The organism is Rhizobium anhuiense bv. trifolii, from assembly GCF_024346605.1.
Classification (GTDB): Bacteria; Pseudomonadota; Alphaproteobacteria; order Rhizobiales; family Rhizobiaceae; genus Rhizobium; species Rhizobium anhuiense.
This window is the reverse complement of record NZ_CP098801.1, coordinates 1,094,651-1,116,684: the sequence shown is the minus strand read 5'-3', so window position 1 is coordinate 1,116,684 and position 22,034 is coordinate 1,094,651. Positions and strand designations below refer to the sequence as shown.

The 22,034-nt window shown below is 62.3% G+C and carries 17 protein-coding genes; 10 read left to right on the top strand and 7 right to left on the bottom strand.

The genetic code is table 11. The features are described from left to right. Nucleotides 1-237: 237 nt before the first annotated feature. Nucleotides 238-2,607, bottom strand: a complete 2,370-nt coding sequence (locus NE851_RS05335; RefSeq protein ID WP_097622833.1) for a trimethylamine N-oxide demethylase — start codon at nucleotides 2,605-2,607, stop codon at nucleotides 238-240. A gap of 248 nt (nucleotides 2,608-2,855) precedes the next feature. Between NE851_RS05335 and NE851_RS05330 the strand changes: the two genes are divergently transcribed. Then, nucleotides 2,856-4,640, top strand: coding sequence for a trimethylamine N-oxide permease (locus tag NE851_RS05330; protein ID WP_047613331.1), 1,785 nt, complete (start codon nucleotides 2,856-2,858; stop codon nucleotides 4,638-4,640). 108 nt (nucleotides 4,641-4,748) lie between these two features. Here the strand turns inward: NE851_RS05330 and NE851_RS05325 are convergent, their stop codons facing one another. The 3 genes from NE851_RS05325 to NE851_RS05315 form a co-directional block, all read right to left on the bottom strand. Continuing rightward, nucleotides 4,749-5,780 carry an aldo/keto reductase gene (locus NE851_RS05325; RefSeq protein ID WP_097622832.1) on the bottom strand — a complete coding sequence of 344 codons (1,032 nt, stop codon included), beginning with the start codon at nucleotides 5,778-5,780 and terminating at the stop codon, nucleotides 4,749-4,751. Between the two features lie 225 nt (nucleotides 5,781-6,005). Further along, nucleotides 6,006-7,274, bottom strand: a complete 1,269-nt coding sequence (locus tag NE851_RS05320) for a flavin monoamine oxidase family protein (protein ID WP_097622831.1) — start codon at nucleotides 7,272-7,274, stop codon at nucleotides 6,006-6,008. A gap of 58 nt (nucleotides 7,275-7,332) precedes the next feature. After that, complete coding sequence (locus NE851_RS05315; RefSeq protein WP_097622830.1) at nucleotides 7,333-7,755, bottom strand: MarR family winged helix-turn-helix transcriptional regulator; 423 nt, start codon at nucleotides 7,753-7,755, stop codon at nucleotides 7,333-7,335. A gap of 89 nt (nucleotides 7,756-7,844) precedes the next feature. Between NE851_RS05315 and NE851_RS05310 the strand changes: the two genes are divergently transcribed. From NE851_RS05310 to NE851_RS05270, 9 genes are all read left to right on the top strand, one after another. Beyond that, nucleotides 7,845-8,735 (top strand): haloalkane dehalogenase, encoded by an 891-nt coding sequence (locus NE851_RS05310; RefSeq protein ID WP_097622829.1) that lies wholly within the window; start codon nucleotides 7,845-7,847, stop codon nucleotides 8,733-8,735. A 95-nt stretch (nucleotides 8,736-8,830) separates the two neighbouring features. Continuing rightward, entirely contained in the window at nucleotides 8,831-9,430 is a 600-nt protein-coding gene (locus NE851_RS05305; RefSeq protein ID WP_063476223.1) for a class I SAM-dependent methyltransferase, read from the top strand. A 146-nt stretch (nucleotides 9,431-9,576) separates the two neighbouring features. Then, nucleotides 9,577-10,251 (top strand): response regulator transcription factor, encoded by a 675-nt coding sequence (locus NE851_RS05300; RefSeq protein ID WP_097622828.1) that lies wholly within the window; start codon nucleotides 9,577-9,579, stop codon nucleotides 10,249-10,251. Next, nucleotides 10,248-11,648, top strand: coding sequence for a sensor histidine kinase (locus NE851_RS05295; RefSeq protein ID WP_097622827.1), 1,401 nt, complete (start codon nucleotides 10,248-10,250; stop codon nucleotides 11,646-11,648). Before NE851_RS05300 ends, NE851_RS05295 begins: the two co-directional genes overlap by 4 nt. 12 nt (nucleotides 11,649-11,660) lie before the next feature. After that, nucleotides 11,661-12,641, top strand: a complete 981-nt coding sequence (locus tag NE851_RS05290) for a 3'-5' exonuclease (RefSeq protein WP_097622826.1) — start codon at nucleotides 11,661-11,663, stop codon at nucleotides 12,639-12,641. Between the two features lie 189 nt (nucleotides 12,642-12,830). After that, nucleotides 12,831-12,977: a DUF1127 domain-containing protein gene (locus NE851_RS05285; protein WP_003548073.1), complete on the top strand. Its 147-nt coding sequence runs from the start codon at nucleotides 12,831-12,833 to the stop codon at nucleotides 12,975-12,977. Nucleotides 12,978-13,592: 615 nt separating this feature from the next. After that, the gene (gene kduI, locus NE851_RS05280; RefSeq protein ID WP_097544647.1) at nucleotides 13,593-14,429 is read left to right on the top strand and encodes a 5-dehydro-4-deoxy-D-glucuronate isomerase; all 837 of its coding nucleotides are present in this window, start codon (nucleotides 13,593-13,595) and stop codon (nucleotides 14,427-14,429) included. Beyond that, a complete protein-coding gene (kduD, locus tag NE851_RS05275; RefSeq protein WP_280178053.1) occupies nucleotides 14,426-15,190 on the top strand; it encodes a 2-dehydro-3-deoxy-D-gluconate 5-dehydrogenase KduD in 765 nt (254 codons plus the stop codon). The genes kduI and kduD overlap by 4 nt, the downstream gene beginning before the upstream one ends. Before the next feature lie 181 nt (nucleotides 15,191-15,371). Continuing rightward, nucleotides 15,372-16,115: a FadR/GntR family transcriptional regulator gene (locus NE851_RS05270; protein ID WP_047613318.1), complete on the top strand. Its 744-nt coding sequence runs from the start codon at nucleotides 15,372-15,374 to the stop codon at nucleotides 16,113-16,115. A gap of 6 nt (nucleotides 16,116-16,121) precedes the next feature. On the opposite strand, the gene NE851_RS05265 is transcribed toward NE851_RS05270, so the two are convergent. The 3 genes from NE851_RS05265 to NE851_RS05255 form a co-directional block, all read right to left on the bottom strand. Beyond that, nucleotides 16,122-19,409, bottom strand: a complete 3,288-nt coding sequence (locus NE851_RS05265; protein WP_097594707.1) for a GH36-type glycosyl hydrolase domain-containing protein — start codon at nucleotides 19,407-19,409, stop codon at nucleotides 16,122-16,124. Nucleotides 19,410-19,774: 365 nt separating this feature from the next. Beyond that, complete coding sequence (locus NE851_RS05260) at nucleotides 19,775-20,236, bottom strand: hypothetical protein (RefSeq protein WP_097594708.1); 462 nt, start codon at nucleotides 20,234-20,236, stop codon at nucleotides 19,775-19,777. 203 nt (nucleotides 20,237-20,439) lie between these two features. Beyond that, on the bottom strand, nucleotides 20,440-21,981 hold the full coding sequence (locus NE851_RS05255; protein WP_097594709.1) for a DHA2 family efflux MFS transporter permease subunit: 1,542 nt from the start codon (nucleotides 21,979-21,981) through the stop codon (nucleotides 20,440-20,442). Nucleotides 21,982-22,034: the final 53 nt, after the last annotated feature.

The window sequence follows — 22,034 nt, the reverse complement described above, 5'->3', positions numbered from 1 at the left end:
TGCGCAAGCACGGCGGATGATGATCTCGATTTTGAAGAGGGAAGTTCGTCCAGGGCACGTTGCTAGCGTGCGATAACAAAAGTCAAACAAGCAATATCGACAACCGGAATATAGTCATCCAAGCCGAGTTTGTCAACTTTTAGTTTTTTGGAATAGCGAAATCTCCATTAGGTTGCACATCAGCCGCTTTGCATACCAAAAAGGCCGATCGCCGCCTCCGCCCTCAAAAAACAGGGGTTACGAGCGCGGCCGCGTCTTCTGCGGGTCGTAATGCGAAAGCGGCACGATCGTCGCCGGCAGGCGCTTCTGGTGGCCGTCGAGCTTGCCGATTTCGACCTCGGTGCCGGGGCTTGCATGCATCACGTCGATGCGGGCGAGCGCGATGGTCTTGCCGAGAACAGGCGAGCGGGTGGCACTGGTGACGACGCCGACCTGGGCCCGGCCGATATGGACGCAATCACCATGGCCGACGGCCTCGTTGGCCTTGATGTCGAGGCCGACGAGCAGGTGGCGCGGATGCTCCTTGCGCCGGATCAGCGCCTCACGGCCGATAAAATCATCCTGCTTGGATTTCAGCGGCACGGTGAAACCGATGCCGGCCTCGAACGGGTCCGTCTGGTCGGTGAATTCGTGATGGGCGAAAATCAGGCCCGCCTCGATGCGGACCATGTCGAGCGCCTCCAGCCCCATCGGCTTCAACCCATGCGGCTGGCCTGCCTCCCAGACGGCGTCGAACACCGTCAGCGCATCCTTCGGATGACAGAAGATCTCATAGCCTAGCTCGCCGGTATAGCCCGTGCGCGAGACGACGACAGGGGCGCCCTCGAAGCCGCCGATGCGACCGACGGTGAAGCGGAACCATTCGAGCTCGCCGATTTCAGGCTGGCGCGGCGCCGTCCAGATGATCTGCTTCAGGATATCGCGGCTCTTCGGCCCCTGGAGGGCGATATTGTGCATCTGGTCGGTCGAGGAGCGGACCCAGGCCTTGAAGCCCTTCTTCTCGGCCTGTTGACGCAGCCATATGCCGCTGAAATCATCGCCGCCGATCCAGCGGAAATTCTTGTCGCCGAGCCTAAACAGCGTGCCGTCATCGATCATGCCGCCGTTTTCGTAGCACATGGCGGAATAGACGACCTGGCCGGTCGACAGTTTGCGCACGTCGCGCGTCAGGCAATATTGCAGCAGTTCCTCGGCATCCGGCCCCGTCACCTCGAACTTCCGCAAGGGCGAGAGATCGATGACGGCGGCGCGCTCGCGGCAGGCCCAATATTCCTCGACCGGCCCTTCGCTGGAAAAGCGGTTCGGCAGCCAGTAGCCGCGATATTCGGCGTAGTCCCGCGTCAAGGCGGAGAGGCGAGGATGAAAGGCGGTTTCGCGCGTCAGTTCGGCGTCGGCATCTGGGGTCATGCGATAGGCTACCGCTCGTGAGAATTTCTCTTTTCCGGAAAAGGTGCGGACGTGGGTATCCGTCGGATCCCAGCCGTTCGCCGCGTCGATATCGTCGGGACAGGACGAGGAGACGCAGACGAGATCGGTCAGCGCCCGCATCAGCACGTAATCGCCGGGACGTGACCATGGCTCGTCGAGATAGAGCTGGTTGTTGTGGTCGATATTGGTGTTGTAGAAATAATTCAGCGCTTCCCAGCCCTTGCGGCCGGCAATGCCGTAGGGCGCCAGCGCCGCGTTGAAATTATCCGTGCAGTTGACGTGGCCGGGATAGCCCATGTCGTCGTAATAACGCGCATTGCAGGCGGTCGCGAAAGCGTCGTGACGGCCGACCGTATCCTGGACGATCTCGACCAGCGGCTCGAAGTCGCGGTCGAAGGCCTTGGAGGGCAGGCCAGGCATGGGATAGCTGCGGCCGAGCAGCGTGCGGGTGACGGTGGAATCAAGCGCGAGATCGAGGCCTTTGTCGACCTTGCGGGCGGCAAACGCCTGGAAATCGGTGCACTGGCGTCCATAGACGTCGATGATCTGGATGAATTCGCCGGCACGTACGAAATAGGCAGCGGCGGTCGCCGCCCGGATGCGGATATCCTCGACCGGATCGGCGACCGGTTCCGGCAGGGCCGAGGCGTAATCGCGGATCAACAGGCTGCGCTTGATCCTGATCTCGATCGGCGTCGCCGTATCCTGCGCCTCCGGCGACATGGCCGCGGCGGGTGCCGCGACGATCAGCAGGCCCTTCATGGCAATCGTGAAATCCGCCTGGCTGCCCGGGGTCGATCCTGCCCCGAAAATGCGAAGCGCCCCGGCCGAAGCCAGATCGGCGCCGCGGCGCTGAAGCGCTACGCGCGTGCGGGCGGCGCTCTCATGCTCTGCCTGAAGAATGGCCTTCAAACCCTCGGCTGAATTGCTGAATGCCGCACCAAGACCGGCTGCCCGGAACCGTCCCTTTTCGTCGAGGAAAGAGATCTCGCAGACCTGCCCGCCCTCGCTGTCGATGACGCTGACGCGGTCGCCCGGCGCGACGCGCATGACGACCGATCCGCCGCCCTTTGCCCGGTAGCGCTCGGTTCCCTCCGGCAGGGTGGGAATGCCGGGATAATGCACGAGGCTCGCAGTCGCCGGGCGCAGGCCGTTCATAGCAGGATGAAGTTCTCGCATGCTGCCCTCATGGGGGATCGGCGTACCCTGGGGCACACCCATACAGGTTACAAAATGCCTCGGGAAAGTAAAGTCATGTTGACTAAAAAGAAAATATCTTCACTATGTATAAAGAGTTGAGACTCGGGGAATCCGTCGGGAACACGGATCGCCAAAATCATCCGGGCCGGCTTGAGACTGTCAGGGAGACACGTTCAGGGAGACGTACAAAGATACGTCCGGAACAAATCGAATGGGGAATTTCACCGATGACAGATGTTGTGGAGGCCGGAATTGCATCCGGCACCGAGGGTAAGCTTGTACGCGCGCTCGATTGGAAGGGCGCATTCTGGGTGGCTGCGGGCGTGCCGCCGCTCGTTCTTTTCTCCATCGGCGGTATCGCGGGCACGACGGGCAAGCTCGCCTTCGTCGTCTGGATCATCTCGATGGTGATGGGTTTCCTGCAATCCTTCACCTATGCCGAAATCGCCGGCATGTTCGGCAACAAATCCGGCGGCGCCTCGGTCTATGGCGCCACCGCCTGGCTGCGTTATTCGAAATTCATCGCGCCGCTGTCGGTCTGGTGCAACTGGTTTGCCTGGTCGCCGGTGCTGTCGCTCGGCTGCGCCATCGCCGCCGGCTACATCCTCAATGCCTTCTACCCGATTCCGGCGGCGGATTCGCAAATGGTCCTCGACTGGATAGCCGCCCATGCCGCTTCCATCACGGCCGATAGCCCCCGCGTCGCCGAATATATCGCCGCCCATGCCGGCACCACCCCCGATGACGCCGTCAAGGCATTGCTCAGCACCGACGGTGTCGCGGCGCTCACGCCGGCGATCCGCAACTGGTCGCTCGTCACCTTCAACATCCCCTTCCTTGCCACCGCCAATATCAATGCCACCTTCTTCATCGGCGGCATCCTGATGCTGATCATCTTCGCGATCCAGCATCGCGGCATCTCGGAAACGGCCAGCGTACAGAAGTGGCTGGCCATCATCGTGCTGGTGCCGCTGCTGATCATCGGTCTTTACCCGATCGTCAGCGGCCAGATCCTTGCCACCAACGTCACCGGCCTCGTGCCGCCGACGGCAGCCTATGCCGCCGCCGACGGCACCTGGAGCAACGGCGGCTGGACGCTCTTCCTCGGCGGCCTCTATATCGCCGCCTGGTCGACCTACGGCTTCGAGACGGCGGTCTGCTACACCCGCGAACTGAAGAACCCGAAGACCGACACCTTCAAGGCGATCTTCTATTCCGGCCTTGCCTGCTGCCTGTTCTTCTTCCTCGTCCCCTTCGCCTTCCAGGGCGTTCTCGGCCATGCAGGCATGCTCGCCCCCGGCATCGTCGACGGCACCGGCGTTGCCGAAGCGCTCGGCGGCCTGATCGGCGCCGGCCGGGTCGTCACCCAACTGCTCGTCGTGTTGATGATCATGGCGCTCTTCCTCGCCATCATGACGGCGATGGCCGGCTCTTCGCGCACCCTCTACCAGGGCTCGAAGGACGGCTGGCTGCCGAAATACCTCGACCACGTCAACGAAAACGGCGCGCCGACGCGGGCGATGTGGACCGATTTCGCCTTCAACCTCTTCCTGCTGGCGATCGCCTCGGATGTCGGCGGCTATTTCTTCGTGCTCGCCGTCTCGAATGTCGGCTACATCATCTTCAACTTCCTGAACCTCAACTCCGGCTGGATCCACCGGGTGGATTCCGGCCATATCGAACGCCCCTGGAAGGCGCCGACGTGGCTGATCGGCCTCAACACCGTGCTCGCCTTCGTCAACGCCCTCTTCCTCGGCGCCGGCGCCAAGGTCTGGGGTTACTCCAATGCGCTCTGGGTCGGCTTCATCTTCGCCGCCCTGATCCTGCCGGTCTTCGCCTATCGCCACTATGTGCGCGACGGCGGCAAGTTCCCGGCCGGCGCGATGGAGGATCTCGGTCTGGTCGGCCAGGATCTCGGCGTCAAGAAGGCCGGCATCCTGCCTTACCTGGCGCTCGCCGGCGGCTTGGCGATCGTCCTGATCGCCAACGTGATCTTCCAGCTTCCGGCCTAAAATCGCCTCCCAAGCAGCAAGGCCGAAAAGCCGCCATGGAAACATGGCGGCTTTCTTCGTTGGTGTTGCAGACCGGGCGAGACGACTCATCCGGTTATGGACGGAGGCTCAGCGGCCGCCCTCGATCTTGCGGTGGCGCTGGTTGATGCCGCCCTTGCCATAGGGGTAGTCGAACGGCTGAGGAGCACTCACCTCGTTCAATCTTGCCATGTCATCATCGGAGAGCTTGAGCTTCATGGCGCCGAGATTGTCGGCGAGCTGTTCGGGCGTGCGGGCGCCAAGGATGACCGAGGTGATCGCCGGCTGTGCCGCCGTCCAGGCGAGCGCCACCTGCGCCATGCTGACGCCATGCCCCTTGGCGATCTCTTCGACAACAGCGATGATCGCCCAGGTTCGCTCCAGCGCATTGCGCGGCGCATAGGATTCGCCGCCGCGATTGGGGTTTTCACCGAGGCGGGTAGCACCCGTCGGCATCTCGTCGCGCTTGTACTTGCCGGTCAGCCAGCCGCCGCCGAGCGGCGACCACGGCAGCAGGCCCATGCCGGCATCCTGGCAGGCCGCGACAATCTCAAGTTCGATGTCGCGCACCAGCAGGTTATATTGCGGCTGCAGCGTCACCGGGCGGGTATAACCGCGTGCCTTGGCGATTTCCGAGGCCTTGGCGATGTGCCAGCCGACATAATTGGAGAAGCCGTAATAGGCGATCTTGCCGGAGGAAACCGCATCGTCGAGAAAGCGCAGCGTCTCTTCGATCGGCGTCAGCGCATCCCAGGCATGCATCTGATAGAGATCGATCTGCTCAAGGCCGAGGCGGCGCAGAGAATCGTCGAGCGCCTGGCCGAGATGCCGGCGCGACAGGCCGATATCGTTGGGTCCGTTGCCCATCGGGAAACGCCCCTTGGTGGCGACGATCGCCTGGCGGGCCTCGGTCGGGCGCGCTTTCAGCCAGCCTCCGATGATCTCTTCCGACTTGCCGGCGCTGTAGACATCGGCGGTATCGATGAAATTGCCGCCCCAGGCGAAATAATCGTCGAGCAGTTTATGCGAGGCGGCCTCGTCAGCCTCCGCGCCGAACGTCATGGTGCCGAGGCAATAGGCGGTGACGACGGTCCCGCTGGGACCGAGCTTGCGATAGTCCATTTCTTCCTCCTCATGCGGATACCCGCAGCCGACGCGCAAACGGTCGGGGTAGAAGCCGGGGCTCCTGCAATCAATGACAATATTGAGCTTGAGGCGGCCGCTTGCCGCCGGATGACGTACCGCGCCCTGAGCTCGCAGCGCAGGGGCGAGGGGGAGCATAGCCAATCCCGCCCTCGCGACAAGTGAGAAAAAAATTTTCCCGCCTGCCGTCGCAGCCGGCGACGGTTACGGATTTTGCGAAAACGAGCCGGCGATCAGATCGGCCGCAGCAACCCCGGTCTCGTAGGCGCCGTGCGCCGTTGAATAGCGCGACGTCGAACAGGCTTCGCCGGCAAAGAAGATCCGCCCGTCATGCGGCGCGGCGAGACGGCCGCGCAAATTGGACGCGCCGGGTTCGGCATAGGAATAGGAGCCGCCGATATGGGGCACAGCGGCCCAGGCCGACAGTGCGGCGACCGACAATTGCTTGCGAATGTCAGCGCCGAAATGCGCTGCCAATTCGTTGCACGCGAAGGAAAAGGCGGCCTCGCTGCCTTGCCCTTCCAGATCATGCGCGAGGTCGCCGGCGAAATAGGCCTCGACGACAGGCGCGCCGAACGGCCGGAGCTGATAGGTGCCGGTCGCGCCACGACTGGTGGAACCGAGCATATGCGTATCCGCCGGCAGCGCCTCCGGATTTGCGAGCCTCAGGAAGAGCTTGTCGGCGAGGCCGAGCGGCAAACGGGCTGCCGCCTCGATCTTGTCAGGCAGAGGCGGGTCGAAGGCGATCCTGCCGGCGGCAAGCACATTCGTCGACACGGTCACCAGCACGGCGCGGGCACGGAGCACACCCTGGTTCGTCTCGATGCCGATACGGCCGGCATGACGGTGGTCGATGCGCGTCACCTCGGTGCCGAGCCTTGCCGGAACCGGCTTGCCGTAACGCGAGACCAGCGTTCCATAACCCTCGCGCACCCGCCAGTCGGGACCGGCGCCGGGATCATATCTGTTGTAATCGACAATTGACGACCGCTCCAGTTCGGCGCCGGTGATATAAGTGCCGATCGCCCGGATCTGGCCGTTCCAGGGATTGCCGGGCTCGAGCAACTCGGCCATGGCGGCGTCATTCCCCTCATGGCTCTCGAGACGCTCGAAATAGGCGCCGATCGCCTGCCTTGCGGCACGCGCCTCCGCGCCATCACGCTGAAGCTGGCGTCCGCCGTCGTTCCAGGGCGCCGGCGTGCGGTCGACCGTCAGTCCGACCTCGCCGGCGATCGCAGTCCAGGCATTGGTCCGCGCGCCATGCAGCCAGCCGCAGCCGAGATCGAGCGCAATACCGGCGTCAGGCAGTCCAAGCGTCCAGGCGCGCCCGCCGAGACGATCGCCGGCTTCAAGCAGGAGGATGGACAGATCCGGGCGGAGCGCCTGCAGGCGGCGGGCGGCGGCAATACCGGCAGCTCCACCGCCGATGATGACGACATCCGCGTCGGCACCCTTGCTATCGTCACCAGGCATCTATTTTCCTTCGGTCGTGCGACGGTTAAGTGGAAAGGGGCAAGGCAGTGCCGCTTCGCTATTGCAACTGTGCCAGCAGCCGCCGGAGCGCTGTCCGCAGATCGTCCATTTGCTGCTGGCTGGTCAAGGCGGCCCAGCTTTCATCGACGCGCCGGCCCGCCGCCATCGCTATCGGCCTGACTCCTTGGCCTTTTTCCGTCAGAAACACCAGCCGGCCGCGCCGATCGTTCGGATCGGGCCGGCGCTCGACATAACCCAAGCGCTCGAGTTCTTCCACGGCCTGGGTCATCGTCTGCTTGCGAACACGGGCGAGCTTGGTCAGCTCGCTGACCTGAATGCCCTCGGGTCGCGCGAAGGTGAAGACGTTGGCGTGCGGCGGGCGGATATCTCCGTAGCCGGCCTCATCGAGTGCCGCTTCGACAGCCTGTGTCCAATGCTGATGGACCAGACGCAACAACAGGCCAAGGGACGAAGACGCCATGAAACCCCCGCGGCAATATAGACAGTTACCTGTCTATGCGATAAATGGACAGTTGCCTGCCTATATAGCACGAAAGCGCGGAGCTCCATATGCCGACCATCGATATTCTCACCTCGTTCATCTCCTACGAGGAACTGGGGGAGGGCGACCCGATTGTCTTCCTCCACGGCAATCCCACTTCATCGCATCTCTGGCGGAACATCATGCCAGGCGTCGGGCCAGGCCGTTGCCTGGCGCCCGATCTGATCGGCATGGGACGCTCCGGCAAACCCGATATCGACTATCGCTATGGCGATCACATCGCCTATCTCGACGCCTGGTTCGAGGCGCTTGACCTCGACGACGTCGTGCTCGTCGGCCACGACTGGGGCGGTGCGCTGGCATTCGACTGGGCTTCGCGCCACGCCGAACGTGTGCGCGGCATCGCCTTCATGGAAACAATCCTGCGGCCGATGAGCTGGGAGGATCTGCCAGGCGGCGGAAAGGCGCGTTATGAACTGTTGCGGGGCGCCGGAACAGGCGAGGCCAAGGTCCTCGATGAAAATATCTTCATTGAGCAGGCCTTGCGTGCAACCACGCTGAAAGGGCTTAGCGATGCCGACTGGGATGTCTACCGCGCTCCCTATCCGGACCGTAACAGCCGGCGCCCGCTGCTGGAATGGCCGCGCGCTATGCCCATCAACGGCGAGCCGGCCGATGTGGTCGCCAGGATCGAGAACTATGACCGCTGGCTTTCCGCCAGTCCTCAGACTCCCAAGCTGCTGCTGACCTTCGAAGGGCCTGCCGAAACGCTGTTGATCGGCAGCGAGATGATTTCGTGGTGCCGCGACAACATCGCAGGCCTGGAGACCAGGGGGTGCGGGCCTTCGCGCCACATTGCCCCCGAGGACCAGCCCGAGGCGATTGCCGCCGAAATCAAAAGCTGGATCGACAGGAGGGGTCTCAGGGCAGCGCAGCCGAAGGTCGAGTCTCAGGTATAAAATCTGCGTCTGCGTCACCGTGACTGCGCCATGACAGACTGTTGCAATGTTGAGCCGGTTCATGGGCGGGATCAATCAGCCGCTGTGAAGGTCCAATGCCCCGTTTCGATCGACGACGCTTTCTTCTCGCTTGGCTTCGCGCGCCGCTGCGCATCGCTTCGATCACACCATCAGGCCCCCGCCTTGCGGGCCTGATGACCAAGGAAATTTCTGCGCTCACCGGGCCGGTTCTCGAACTCGGTCCGGGCACCGGCGTTTTCACCGCGGCCCTTTTGCAACGCGGCATTGCCGAGCGGGATCTGACGCTGGTGGAATACGAGCGTGATTTCGCCACGCTGTTGCAGGACCGCTTTCCCGATGCCAGGGTGCTGCAGGTGGACGTGCGGCAGATGTGGAAGACGTCGCTTTCCGGAAGTTTCTTCGGCGGCGTCGTCAGCGGGCTTCCGCTTCTTGCCATGCGGCCGGACGACGTGCAGGCTCTGCTCGAGGACTGCTTTGCCAACCTCAGGCCGCACGGCGCCTTCTATCAATTCACCTACGGGCCGAAATGCCCGGTGCCTGCCGAAATCCTCGACGCCCTCGGCCTTGTCTCAAAAAAGATCGGCTGGACGTTGCGCAATATTCCGCCGGCCGCGGTCTATCGCATCAGCCGCCGCTACCAGCCAATGGCCCTGATCGAGCAGCGCCGCGCATGATGACGGATACGATCCTTTGCGACGAAGCGGCGCTCTTGCATTCGATACGCCACGGGCACCGCAGACTTGCTTGAGGGTGATATGGTTTCCACCTATGGATCGACGGCCCCGACAAGCCCCCATAGGCCCTGCGACAGGAATGTGAGATGCGCATATTACTGATCGAGGATGAACCTCAAATGGCCGCAGCACTCCGAGGGGCGCTCACCAGGCACGACATGGTGATGGACCACGTTTCGAGCTTGGGCGACGCCGAACTGGTGATCGGCGACGGCGCCTATGACGCCGTCCTCCTGGATCGGCAGCTGCCAGACGGCGACGGTCTTGAGCTTATTCCGAAGATCCGCAAAAGGGGATTGACGCTACCGGTCATCGTCATCACCGCCAAGGGAGAGGTTCCAGACAGGATCACCGGCCTGGAGACCGGCGCCGACGATTACCTCGCCAAGCCCTTCGTCTTCGACGAACTTCTGGCGCGGCTGCGTGCCGTCATGCGCCGCTCCGAAACCTTGCGCCCCGCGCTGATCTCGATCGGCCGGCTTTCATTCGATCCGACCTATTGCGAGATCATCGTCTCCGGCCGGCGTCTGGAAATGCCGCGCCGGGAAGCGCTGGTGCTCGAATGCCTCGTGCGCCGGGCCGGCCGCATGGTGCCGCGACCGGCGTTGATGGAAGCGGTTTTCGGCTTCGACGACGAGATCCAGTCGAACGCGCTCGATTCCCACATATCGCGGCTGCGGCGCAAGCTGGCAGCGTCGGAGGCGGGCGTGGTCATCAACGTTATCCGGGGCGTGGGTTATCTCCTGCGTGAGGCATCATGAGCAAACATTGCTCCTATTCGCTGCACAAGCGGCTGTTCTGGCGGCTTCTTGCCGTCCAGTCGGTCGTGCTCATCCTGGTGATGATCGTGCTGATCTCGGTGGCCAAGATATGGGATTACCGGTCGACGGAAGGTACGATCGAGATTCTGCGTCAGGCCGTCTTCCGCCAGCCCACCGGAGCGTTGGGCCTGAGGGAGACCGAGGATATCAGGCAGTTGCGGAAAGATGCGCCCGATCTCTGGTACACCATTCGCGACATGCAGGGGCATGTTTTGACCGAGGGCCGGATTCCGAAAGAATATGCCAGCATCGGCAATACGCTCGATCATGTCGGCCAGGCGCGCTTCGGCGAGAATCTCGGCGACCACGACCGTCCGGCGGCAAGGATGAAGTGGATTGCGATGGATGGGGGACAGGTGCAGTTCCTGACCGGCACCGATGGCCCAAACCCGCTCGCCCCTTTCCTGTTCGGCGTTTCGCTGATCCTTGCGAAAATGGTGATTCCCATCGTTGCGGTGATGGCGTTGGGAGCGCTGATCGCGACGCCGCTCGTCGTGCGAAGGTCGCTGGTCGGGATCGACCAGGCCGCGCTCCAGGCCGATACGATCGATATCGACCAGCGCGGCGGCCGGCTCTCGGCAGACGATATTCCCGACGAGATCGCGCCGCTGGTGCGTGCCGTCAACCGCGCGCTCGGCCGTCTCGACGAGGGGTATGAGCGGCAGGAGCGGTTCCTGACCGACGCCGCTCATGAACTGCGCACGCCAATCGCCATTCTGAATACGAGAATTGGATCCCTGCCGCACAGTTCGATCAAGACCGACCTTCTGGAAGATGCCGCAAGGCTCGCCGTCCTCACCGAGCAGATGCTCGATCTTCAGCGGCTGAAGCAGGGCAAGGTCCAGTTCAGCAAGGTCGATTTGGGGCAACTGGCGCGCAAGGTCATCATCGAGATGGCGCCGCTGGCCTTTGCCGCCGGTTATACGGTGCAGTTCGAGGTCGACGGCGCCGGAGAGATCGACGGCGATCGTCTGGCGCTGCAGCGCGCCCTGATGAACATCCTGCAGAACGCGATCAACCACGGCGGCAGGAAAGGCATCATCTCGCTGACGTCAGGCTGCAACTGGATCGAGGTCAGCGATGAGGGACCAGGCATTCCCGCCGATGTCCGGGATCGGATATTCGAGCCCTTCTTCAAGCGCCATCATGACGGACGCGGCGCCGGCCTCGGCCTCAATCTGGTTCGCGACATCATCCGTTTGCATGGCGGCGAGGTGACGATCGACAACCGCAATCCCGGCGCGGTCTGCCGGTTGAGCTTCCCGCTGGAGAGGGCCGCAGGTGGGGATACTCCACAGCGGCTGGCGCGAGTGATGGATTCAATCGCCTCTCCGTGACATATAGATTCGATGAGCGTGCATAGAGATTCGCAACTCGACATGTTTGCCAAAGCATCGCCCGCGATCGCCAAGGCGCGCGGTCCATCGCGCCGGCCGCCGTCGCAGCCGGCCGGCTCTTCCCAAGAAGAGATGGCGCGGACGCTGGAAGAGAGCGGCAATTATCGCATCCTGAGAAAACTGGCCGCCCGGCCGATTGCGCCCGTCAGACGGCCGGGATTTTCGCGGCTCGGCGTCGTTCTCGACACCGAGACGACAGGTCTCAGCCACCGCAACGACGAGATCATCGAAATCGGCGCCGTCGCCTTCACCTTCAACGATGACGGCGCGATCGGCGACATCGTCGGCATTTATGGCGGCCTGCAACAACCGTCCCGGCCGATCCCGCCCGAGATCACCCGGCTGACGGGCATCACCGATGCGATGGTCGAAGAACAGGTCATCGATATCCAGGCGTTGCGGTCCCTGATCGAGCCGGCGGATCTGATCATTGCCCACAATGCCGGTTTCGACCGGCCGTTCTGCGAGGCCTTCTCGACAATTTTCGCCGGCAAGGCCTGGGCATGCTCGGTGTCGGAGATCGACTGGAGCGCCCGGGGTTTCGAGGGCACGAAGCTCGGCTATCTCGTCGGCCAGGCCGGATATTTCCATGACGGCCATCGCGCGGTGGACGATTGCCACGCGCTGCTTGAAATTCTCGATCGAGAGCAGGGCGAGAGTGAAAGCCCGTTCACCGAGCTTTATCGCGCCAGCCAGCGTTCGCGCATCCGTATCTTTGCCGAACACAGCCCGTTCGAGATGAAGGACCACCTGAAGGCGAGGGGCTATCGCTGGTCTGATGGAAGCGATGGCCGGCTGAAGTCGTGGTGGATCGAGGTCGACGAAGACGGCCTCGGCGACGAGCTTTCCTATCTGCGCGCGGAGATTTACCGGTGGAAAGAAGCAGAACCACCGCTCGTGCGGCTGACGGCCTTCGATCGCTTCAAGTCCTGATCGCGAAGCGGTTCCGATCGTGACCGCGAAATCGCCCATAGATAGCGACCCATGCAGGCACCGCATAGGTGCAGTGATGCATTGGCGCTGCAACAATCGAAGGTCTCGTACTATATAGAACTCATCGAAGCGAACGAAGCGCCAAGGACTGGCAGCTAGGCTTCGAAAGCCCACGGAAAGGGGATCATCATGAACGTAGCACGCTCTTTTAACAACTGGCGCAAGTACCGTCAGACGGTCGCTGAACTGGGTCGCATGTCCGCACGCGAACTGGACGACCTCGGCATCGGCCGCAGCGAAATCCGCAATGTCGCCCGCGCAGCCATCGCCCGCTAACGGCAACTAAGACTACGCATTTTCGAGACTGTGCCCAGCGCCTGCTTCCTCCCGAGCGGGCGCTTTGCTTTTGTGTTTCCGGTGGATGGATCACGGGCAGTCGAGCCGCCCGCTTTTCGCATAACGCATAGCTGCCTTGCAAAGAAATGCCTATCAACTGGGCAAGAAATAAGTATGATTATTTCTATCGAAGCGATGCACCTCCTCCCGCATCCCTTCGATATACAGGCGCCCCATCCTCCTCCCAGGGTCGTCTGTGGAACGACAGCACTCATCCTCCCAGCTGTCGTTCGGTTCTTTTCGAAAGCCTGCCGCACCTCCTCCCGCGGCAGGCTTTTTCGTTTTGGCCGACAGAAATTCTAGCGGGGCTGAGAAACGAGCACCTGCGATCCGTCGCTTGGGAGATGACAGTTTTCCCGTTTATTGTTGATTTTATTCCCTATTTTCCCGGTCCGCTTGCTGCCGCGCGCGAGCCTGCAGAAACATATTGACTCCGAACTTGTCGTACAACTATGTAACCGTATGGTTCATTGCCGAGCGGAGCGGACGGTCGAACCGAGCCGGCTTTCGCGACAGCAACAACGCTTGACGACAACGAAAACTGAGGAATTCGACATGCAGACCGACGTCAGACATGCCTCCCATCCCGAGGCAGTGCGCAATTTCGACACCGAAACGCTGCGGCGTCACTTTCTGGTCGAGACCATCTTCGAGGGCGGCGAGATCCGGCTCACCTATTCCCATTACGACCGCATGGTCATCGGCGGCGCCACACCGCTCGATACCGGGCTGACACTGACGGCGCCGACGGCGATCGGACAGGAAACCTTCCTTGCCGAGCGTGAACTCGGCGCGCTGAACATCGGCGGCGCCGGCCGTATCGTCGTCGACGGTACCAGCTACGATCTCGCCAAGTATGATTGCCTCTATGCTGGCAAGGGTGCCAAGGATATCCGGTTCGAGAGCGCCGATGCCGCCAATCCGGCAAAGTTCTATCTGGTCTCGACTCCGGCCCATCAAACGCACCCGACCGTGTTGCTCACCCGCGAAAAGGCCCGTCACCTGACGCCCGGCGAAGCCGCGACGGCCAACAAGCGGTCGATCTACCAGTTCATCCATCCGGACGTCTGCCAGTCCTGCCAGCTCACGCTCGGCTTCACCATGATCGAGCCGGGCAGCGTCTGGAACACCATGCCGGCCCATACGCATGACCGCCGCATGGAAGCCTATCTCTATTTCGATCTCGAAGCCGAGCAGCGCGTCTTCCACTTCATGGGCGAGCCGCAACAGACCCGGCATATGCTCGTCGCCAACGAGCAGGCGGTCATCTCGCCGCCCTGGTCGATCCATTCGGGCGCCGGCACCAAGAACTACAGCTTCATCTGGGCGATGGCCGGCGACAATAAGAGCTTCACCGACATGGACCATATCGCCATTGCGGATCTGAGGTGAGCGCCGTGGCCAATCCCTTCGACCTGTCCGGCAGGACTGCCGTCGTTACCGGCGCCAATACCGGCCTCGGCCAGGCGATCGCGGCGGCGCTGGCCGAGGCCGGCGCGTCGATCGTCGCCGTCGGCCGCTCCTCGATGGACGAAACCGAGGCGCTGGTGAAGCAAGCGGGAAGCCGCTTCCATGTCATCAAGGCCGATCTCGCCAGCATCGAACCGGTAAAGGGGATCGTCGCCGAGACCATCCAGACTTTCGGCGGCCTCGACATCCTCGTCAACAATGCCGGCATCATCCGCCGTGCCGATGCGCTCGACTTCACCGAGGAGGACTGGGATGCGGTGATCGACGTCAATCTGAAGACCGCCTTCTTCCTGTCGCAAGCGGCCGGCCGCCATATGGTCGAGAAGGGCAGGGGCAAGATCATCAACATCGCCTCGCTGCTCTCCTTCCAGGGCGGCATCCGGATCCCGTCCTATACCGCCTCGAAAAGCGGGCTTGCCGGACTGACCAAGCTGCTGGCCTGCGAGTGGGCCGGCAAGGGCGTCAACGTCAACGCCATCGCCCCCGGCTACTTCGTGACCAACAACACCACGGCGCTGCGCGAGGATGCCGACCGCAATGCCGCCATCCTTGCCCGCATCCCGGCCGGGCGCTGGGGAACGCCGTCCGAACTCGGCGGTGCTGCCGTATTCCTGGCATCGTCGGCGTCCGACTACGTGCATGGAACGGTGCTGCCCGTCGACGGCGGTTGGCTGGCGCGGTGATCCGCCCATTGAATGCGACTGCATAATTCAAAGTGCGACAGCGTCGTGCGTCTGGGAAGACATGCGGCGCTGTCGGCATCAGGCTGCCGTGACCGGCGTCATTTTGCCTTTCTCGCCGGCATGCGCTAGCAAAAGGATATGAGGCCGGCGCAGCCGCATCGACAGGCAGGATTCAATAGGGATGACGGACAGGGACAAGGTGGTCTTCAACACCATGCGGCAGCCGGTCAATAACCTGCGCAGCGGCCTTGCGGATACGTTGACGGCGCAGATCGAGTCCGGCGACCTGAAACCCGGCCAGCGTCTGCCGACCGAACAGGCGATCATGCAGGCGACCGGCGTCAGCCGGACGATCGTTCGCGAAGCGCTCGCCGCGCTGCGCGCGAAAGGCCTGATCACCACGCGGCAAGGCCTTGGGGCGTTCGTCGCGAACGATCCGACGACCCGATCCTTCTCCATCATTCCCAACGACCTGCAATCGATCGACGAGGTTCTGCGCGTGCTGGAGCTGCGCATGGGGATCGAATACGAAGCCGCTGGCCTTGCCGCATTGAGACGCACGCAGGACGATATCGACCGCATGCAGGATCGTCTCGATGCCCTCGACAAGGCGCTCGAGGAGGGCGGTTACGGCGCGCAGGAGGATTACGCCTTCCACAGGTCCATTCTGGTCGCGACGCAGAACTCCTATTACAGCCGCCTCTTCGATACGTTCGGGGACATCATGGTGCCGCGGCAATGGGCGCGCCTGGACAAGATGACGGCAGTCGAGCGCAAGCGCCATGCGGCACGCATGCGCCGGGAACACCACGCGATATTCGCGGCGATCCGTGACCGAGAGGAGGCCGCCGCACGCCGTGCCATCCGGACCCACCTGTCGAAAAGTGCGGCGCGCTTCGAAGAGTTGCGCGACGCTACGGTATAATCCTTCTTACAGCTCAGGCTTCGGCTTCATCAGCCGCCGCCAGGCGGCGTGGTCGGTGTGCAGATCGACGGAAGCGTGGATCGCGGGAAGAAGCGGTTTGCGTTTGCGCCGGCCGAAGCGCCGTTTGAAGCCCAGGATGTTTTCGACGAAGCTCCTGGTGTAGAGGCCGGGGCCGCTCGAATAGATGCGCCATCCGCCGTCGACGGCGATCTCTCCCGCCTTGACGCGCTCCCATTCGGCCGCCGCCTGGTAGCGGTCATGGAAAGCCGCATCGCTGCTGCTGAAATAGGTATTGCGCTGGCGCAGCGACGCATGCGGCAGCGCTGACGTGATCGAAATCGGATTGACGACGGCGATCGCCTTCCAGAGCTCTTCCGCTTCGGCCTCCAGCGCCAGCGTTTCGCAATAGCGCAGATGCGCATGCACATACATCAAGCCGATCTCGCGGCCGAAGAAGGAGGAGGATTCGGCCCGGCGAAACAGCGTCTCGGGTCCGCCGGCATAGGTCGCCGGCTTCTCCATCAGCCGCACGCCGTCGGGGAAGAGCAGATGCTCTTTAATCAGCTTCATATGATCGCGTCTCTGCGCCGGCGTGAACAGGCCGCCGAGCATTGCCTGCGTCATCGAGATCAGCGAGAAGTGCAGGCCGGTGCGCCGGTCGCTCGGGTGCAGCAGCAATTCGACGCCGTCATGGGCGGGATCGAAGATACCGTAGCCGGCAACGACGCCGTCACGCACGAGATGGTGGTTGAAATCCCGGCGCATCGCGGTTGCGATCTTCCGCAGTCCCTTGGCCTTGTTGCCATGGCCGAGGCGGCGCAGGATCGCGGAATAACGGACGATCTGCTCATAGAGCAGGGCGACGGTCCAACTGCTGACCATCCAGTCGCGCAGATGCGGATCGGCCGGCTGCAGCGAATCGTTCCAGTCTCCCTCGCCATAGCGGATCAGATGCGTTCCCGGGATGAACGCTTCACGGACGGTATCGAGCAGCTTCTCGACATGGATCGCGATGGTATCGGCTTCCCTCGCCCTGGCCATCGTCTTCTCATCGCGCCAGGAGACTTTCTCGTCGAGGAAGGCGAGATCGCCGGTCGCCTCGATATAGTCGCAGAGCGCCTTCAGCGGCCAGACGACGATATCGCCGTGGCTATCGCCCGCCCGGATATTGGCATAGGGCTCCAGCATGAACCATTGCGGCCAGTCGCCTTTCTCCAGATATTGTTCGCTGAAGACGGTCTTCAACACCTCTTTGGCTTCGCGGTCATGCTCATAGGCGAGCAGGAATTCGATCGGACCCTGGCAGGCGTCGCGTGTACCCCAGGCAGCGCCGGTATATTGTTCGAGGCCATGCGGCACGCTCAAATGCACGATGGCGTCATGCGCGAGCCAGGGTAGCAGGGCCGTCTGCGCCGCAAGATCGGGCGAGGTGCTGCCGATCGTTACGCCGCGGACGGCGTTGCGCCAGAATTTTGATGCCGGCGCAAGCATGGCCTCGTCGGTGACGCCGGCCTCATAGCGCTGCGCCAGGCGCTCGGCTTCCGCCGCATCGGTCATCGAACCGACGACGGCGAAGGAAATCACCCGCGTCGGTCGGGATCGGAGCGCGACGAAGGCGCCGTTGCGCGCCACCCCATCGCTATAAAGCAGTTCGTCGCCGCCGATCTCCTCGATGGCATCGGGTGTCGAACTCACCAGCCAATAGCTGGCATCGGGATAACGCTCGCCCCAGAGCCAGGCCGGGTCCGGCCGGAAAAGGATGCGTTTGCCCGAGGTGTCGAATTCGATCTGGCCGCCCGCATCATATTCGCGCTCGCCGAGCACGACATGGCCGAACACCAGGAAGCGGCACGGCGTGCCCTCGACGGAAATGGTCCACTGCATCGCCGCATCCTCGCCGGAGGCGACCGCCGAAACGATGATCGTGCGTTCGGGGAGGCGATAGATCCAGCGGCAATCGCTGAGACCCATTTCGAAAGCCGACGGTACCGCCAGCAGCTGCCAGCCGGCGCCAAGATCCGCCATGATGCGCAGCCCGCTGGCGCGCGTCAGATTGTAGGGGTCGCGGGACACGGAAAAGAGTTTGTGAAAGGAGGTATTGCCGATCGTCAGCTGCGCGGCGAAAATGCCCTGCATCCAGCAGGTCGCGGCAAGCGTCGCATCGTCGAGCAGCATATTCTGGCCGCTACGAACGATCGCGCCGTGGCGGCGGGCCACCATGAGTTCCTTGTCGCGCAGCACGACATGGCGGTTCAAAACGCCGTCGGAGACAAAAAACGACAACAGCTTTCCGCCGACCCGCTCTTCGAGGCTGCGCTGGGGATAAAGCTGGCTGATCGCCTTTTTGTCCAGCGTTTCGGCCTTCAGCAGGGCGGCATCCTGCAGCAGGCTGCGCACCGGCGCCGCCTCTGCGATATCGGCGGCCGTATTGTCCGTCGTCGCCAGCCCATCGAGCCGCGAAAGGTCGGCATCGCTCGACGCCTCGGGATGGTCGGCGGCGAAGACGGCAAAGAAGGTCGCGGTCGCCCCACTTGCCGGCACGGAGAGCGATTTCGACTGGATGGCGGGACATGCCGTCTCCTGCTGGCGCCGCTTGCTCGGCAGGCTGGTGCCGAAGGGGCCGACCAGCAGATCGTCGAGACGGTTCTTCGCCTGCACCAGCTGGATCGCATCCGTGGCATAGGCAGCCGCGCCATCGACGCAGCCCTGCGCGAGCCAGGGATTGCGGGCGCCCGACTGCTTGAGATTTTGCCGGTTCATCACCACAGGGCCGAATGTCTGATGATCGGCAATATGGTGATCGACATATTGCGAGGCATAGGCTTCGCTGTTCATCAGGAAGCCGAGATCGCCGAGACCGACGTCCTGGATCAGCACCAGATCCGCCGGCAGCGTCCCATCCTTCCGATGCCGGATGGAGACGCGCCAGAACCAGGCCGTTTCGGAAGGATGCAGCTCAAGACGGACGGCGTAGCCGATATCGCCTGTTTCGCCGCTCCAGGAAAGGCTCGTCGCATCGTGCCCGAAGCCGCCATTGGCGCGGGGCCCGACAATCTCGACGACCTCAGGCGCCGCGCCGCCGATGCGCAGATAAAGGCGACTGACGCCGCCAAACAGCGGCGATCCCTGGATCTGGTTGATCTGCACCGATCCCTTGTCGTCGGCATATTCGATGGCAAACAGCGTGCCGTTCGGCAGGGCCGATACCGACAGGCCGGACCCGTTGCTGATCGTGACGAGGCCAAGCTCCTCGCGTCGAGGCATTTGAAAACTGCGCGTGAGGTTCGGGGCCATTGAGATCTCGTCGATTGGCTTCAGAGGGGAACTGGAGGATGACGCAAAATGATTGAGAGAAATCTTACCGGCGGCCGGAAGATCGGCAAGGTGTCGCGACTGATGAACTCACATTGGAGCGCAATAAACACTGGTGGAAAGTGAAACAGATTCAGAAGCCAAAGATATCACATCGACTTCCCTAGAAACCCAACTGGCTACGGCATTGCGTTGCATTGACCGTGACGAATTGAAAAACGAGCCATCGAACGTAAGTTCTGTTTGCTTCACACTGTGACCATGCGCCTTGCCGTTTCGACTACTACCGCTGTGACAGAGATGACAACAATGCGCCGATAGGAGACGTCCACATCAATCCGGGGAGCTCAAGTCGCCGGGCGCGGGCACAGCACCAAGGTTGGAAACTTCTCCTTGAAGGTTCTTGTCATCGTGGTTTTCAGATCGCGAGGAAGCTTGAGTTCGTCTAACTGTTCGGGCGTGAGTTCCGGAACAAAGTTGATGTCTTCGAATACAGCAACGGTATTGTCGTGTTTAAGAGCGAAGGTCGTCACCAAATCGATCGAACCGTGACGGGATGCTATCGTAAGACGATGAGAACCGAGATCGGATAATTTGACATTCTTCTGAAGAACACGTTTCCCGCTCGTTCCAACGAGAACGAAGTTATCCTCGTCCACAGCGAGAAAGTCCCCGCCGCAGGACGAACCCAAAGCATGGAGTTCACTACTCGTAAACTTCGCAATATCAGGACTTTTGGTTTCCGACGAGCATCCGGCCGAAGCGGTAGCAAACAAGACCAAAACTAATGACCTTTTACAGGGGATCATGGCACCTCGCGCAGCATTTCACCTTCACAACTACCGCAAGCGACGTAAAATTTCGCTCATACAACCGTTAGCATCTTATGTAATTTGTACCTGCGTCATGCCCAACGCCAATACTCATACTCTTAAAACAGAGAGCCTTCGATATTCAGAGTTCCGCTTGTTGGCTGATTCTCTTTAAAGCGGGTTCGTCACCGTGACGGTCTTCATACCGGCGCTGGCCGCCTGGCGAAGGGCACCGATAGCAGGGCGCAGCCGGTCAGGACGGCGATGACCAGCCAGGCTTCGTTGATCGCCTGGACGCTTGCAGCGGTCTGGACCAGCGGATCGAGCACCGCCATCGTGTCCGCATCGAAGCTGCCGCTATGTCCCGATATGGCCTGGAGAGGTGCGCCGACAAATGTCGCAGCCTCGATATCGCCGGATTGAAGACGGGTCCAGAGGCCTTGTCCCAGCGGTTCCGAGCGGGTGTAGATGATGGTGTCGATCAGCGCGATGCCGATCGCCCCGCCGAGATTGCGCATCAGATTGAAAAGACCGCTCGCATCGGGGATGCGATCCGGCGGAAGCGTGCCGAGCGCCAGCCGCGTCGGCGGCAGCAGGCAGAACATGATGGCGACGCCGCGCACGACCTGCGGCCAGAACATCGCGTCATAATCGGAGCGGGGATCCTGAAACGCGCTCATCCCGACGCCGATCGCAAACAAGGCGAAACCGGCGGCCGACAGCAGCCGCGCATCCATGCGCTTCTCCAGCGCCACCGCGATCGGCGCGGTGATCAGTTGCGCAATCCCGGTGACCAGCATCGTCATGCCGATTGCGAGCGCGTCGTGGCCTCTGATGAAAGCGAGAAAGACCGGCATGAGATAAACCGAGCCGAAGAGGCCGATGCCGAGCACGAAGCTCAGCACCGAGCCGACGAGAAAGTTCCGGTCGCCGAAATTGCCGAGATCGACGATCGGCCGGCTTCGGTAGAGCGTTCGCCCTGTGAACAGGCCTCCCGACGCAAGACAGAGGGCCAGCAGGCCGAGCACATAGGCCGAGGTCCAGCCGCTGGTCGGCGCCTCTTTCAGGCTGAGTTCCAGGCTCGTCAACGCGGTCGCCATCAAGAGAAGCGACAGACCGTCGAGATGCCGAAGCTCGGACGGATCGGCCGCCTGCCGCTGCAGGAAGCGCGCCGCCAGGATTGCCGAGACGATGCCGGGGATGATGTTGATCAGGAACAGCCAATGCCAGGAATAGGTCTGCGTCAACCATCCGCCGACGATCGGCCCGACGGTCGGCGCCAGCACCGCCAGCACGCCGGCGATGGTCGTCGCCAACGCCTGCCGCTCGTTCGGAAAGAGGATGAACACGGCTGAAAATACCGAGGGGATCAGGGTTCCACCGGAAAAACCCTGCAGCACCCGCCAGGCGACCAGCTCACCGAAACTGCCGCTGGCCGCGCAGCCGGCGGAGGCGGCGACGAACAGGCTGATGGCGGTGACGAACAGCCACCGCATCGTCAGAAGCCGCGTCAGCAGGCCGGTGAGCGGGATCGCCACCACTTCGGCGATGAGATATGCCGTCTGTATCCAGCTCATCTGATCCGGATCGATGCCGAGCGCCGACTGAATGGTCGGCAGCGATGTCGCCACCACCTGGACGTCGAGGATCGCCATGAACATGCCGACGCACATCGCCAGAAAGCCGAGCCAGACGATGGCGGGCGTTTCACCAGAATGGGCAGATTCAAGTCGTTCCGACATGCGATGATCCCGCACACTGCATTCTTCGCTCCCGACTGCGAAAGCCAAGGCTG

Excerpts from the sequence above, each read along its gene's own strand:
- NE851_RS05335 (WP_097622833.1), bottom strand. The coding sequence starts at position 2,607 with ATGCGAGAACTTCATCCTGCTATGAACGGCCTGCGCCCGGCGACTGCG.
- NE851_RS05330 (WP_047613331.1), top strand. The coding sequence starts at position 2,856 with ATGACAGATGTTGTGGAGGCCGGAATTGCATCCGGCACCGAGGGTAAG.
- NE851_RS05325 (WP_097622832.1), bottom strand. The coding sequence starts at position 5,780 with ATGGACTATCGCAAGCTCGGTCCCAGCGGGACCGTCGTCACCGCCTAT.
- NE851_RS05320 (WP_097622831.1), bottom strand. The coding sequence starts at position 7,274 with ATGCCTGGTGACGATAGCAAGGGTGCCGACGCGGATGTCGTCATCATC.
- NE851_RS05315 (WP_097622830.1), bottom strand. The coding sequence starts at position 7,755 with ATGGCGTCTTCGTCCCTTGGCCTGTTGTTGCGTCTGGTCCATCAGCAT.
- NE851_RS05310 (WP_097622829.1), top strand. The coding sequence starts at position 7,845 with ATGCCGACCATCGATATTCTCACCTCGTTCATCTCCTACGAGGAACTG.
- NE851_RS05305 (WP_063476223.1), top strand. The coding sequence starts at position 8,831 with ATGCCCCGTTTCGATCGACGACGCTTTCTTCTCGCTTGGCTTCGCGCG.
- NE851_RS05300 (WP_097622828.1), top strand. The coding sequence starts at position 9,577 with ATGCGCATATTACTGATCGAGGATGAACCTCAAATGGCCGCAGCACTC.
- NE851_RS05295 (WP_097622827.1), top strand. The coding sequence starts at position 10,248 with ATGAGCAAACATTGCTCCTATTCGCTGCACAAGCGGCTGTTCTGGCGG.
- NE851_RS05290 (WP_097622826.1), top strand. The coding sequence starts at position 11,661 with ATGAGCGTGCATAGAGATTCGCAACTCGACATGTTTGCCAAAGCATCG.
- NE851_RS05285 (WP_003548073.1), top strand. The coding sequence starts at position 12,831 with ATGAACGTAGCACGCTCTTTTAACAACTGGCGCAAGTACCGTCAGACG.
- kduI (WP_097544647.1), top strand. The coding sequence starts at position 13,593 with ATGCAGACCGACGTCAGACATGCCTCCCATCCCGAGGCAGTGCGCAAT.
- NE851_RS05270 (WP_047613318.1), top strand. The coding sequence starts at position 15,372 with ATGACGGACAGGGACAAGGTGGTCTTCAACACCATGCGGCAGCCGGTC.
- NE851_RS05265 (WP_097594707.1), bottom strand. The coding sequence starts at position 19,409 with ATGGCCCCGAACCTCACGCGCAGTTTTCAAATGCCTCGACGCGAGGAG.
- NE851_RS05260 (WP_097594708.1), bottom strand. The coding sequence starts at position 20,236 with ATGATCCCCTGTAAAAGGTCATTAGTTTTGGTCTTGTTTGCTACCGCT.
- NE851_RS05255 (WP_097594709.1), bottom strand. The coding sequence starts at position 21,981 with ATGTCGGAACGACTTGAATCTGCCCATTCTGGTGAAACGCCCGCCATC.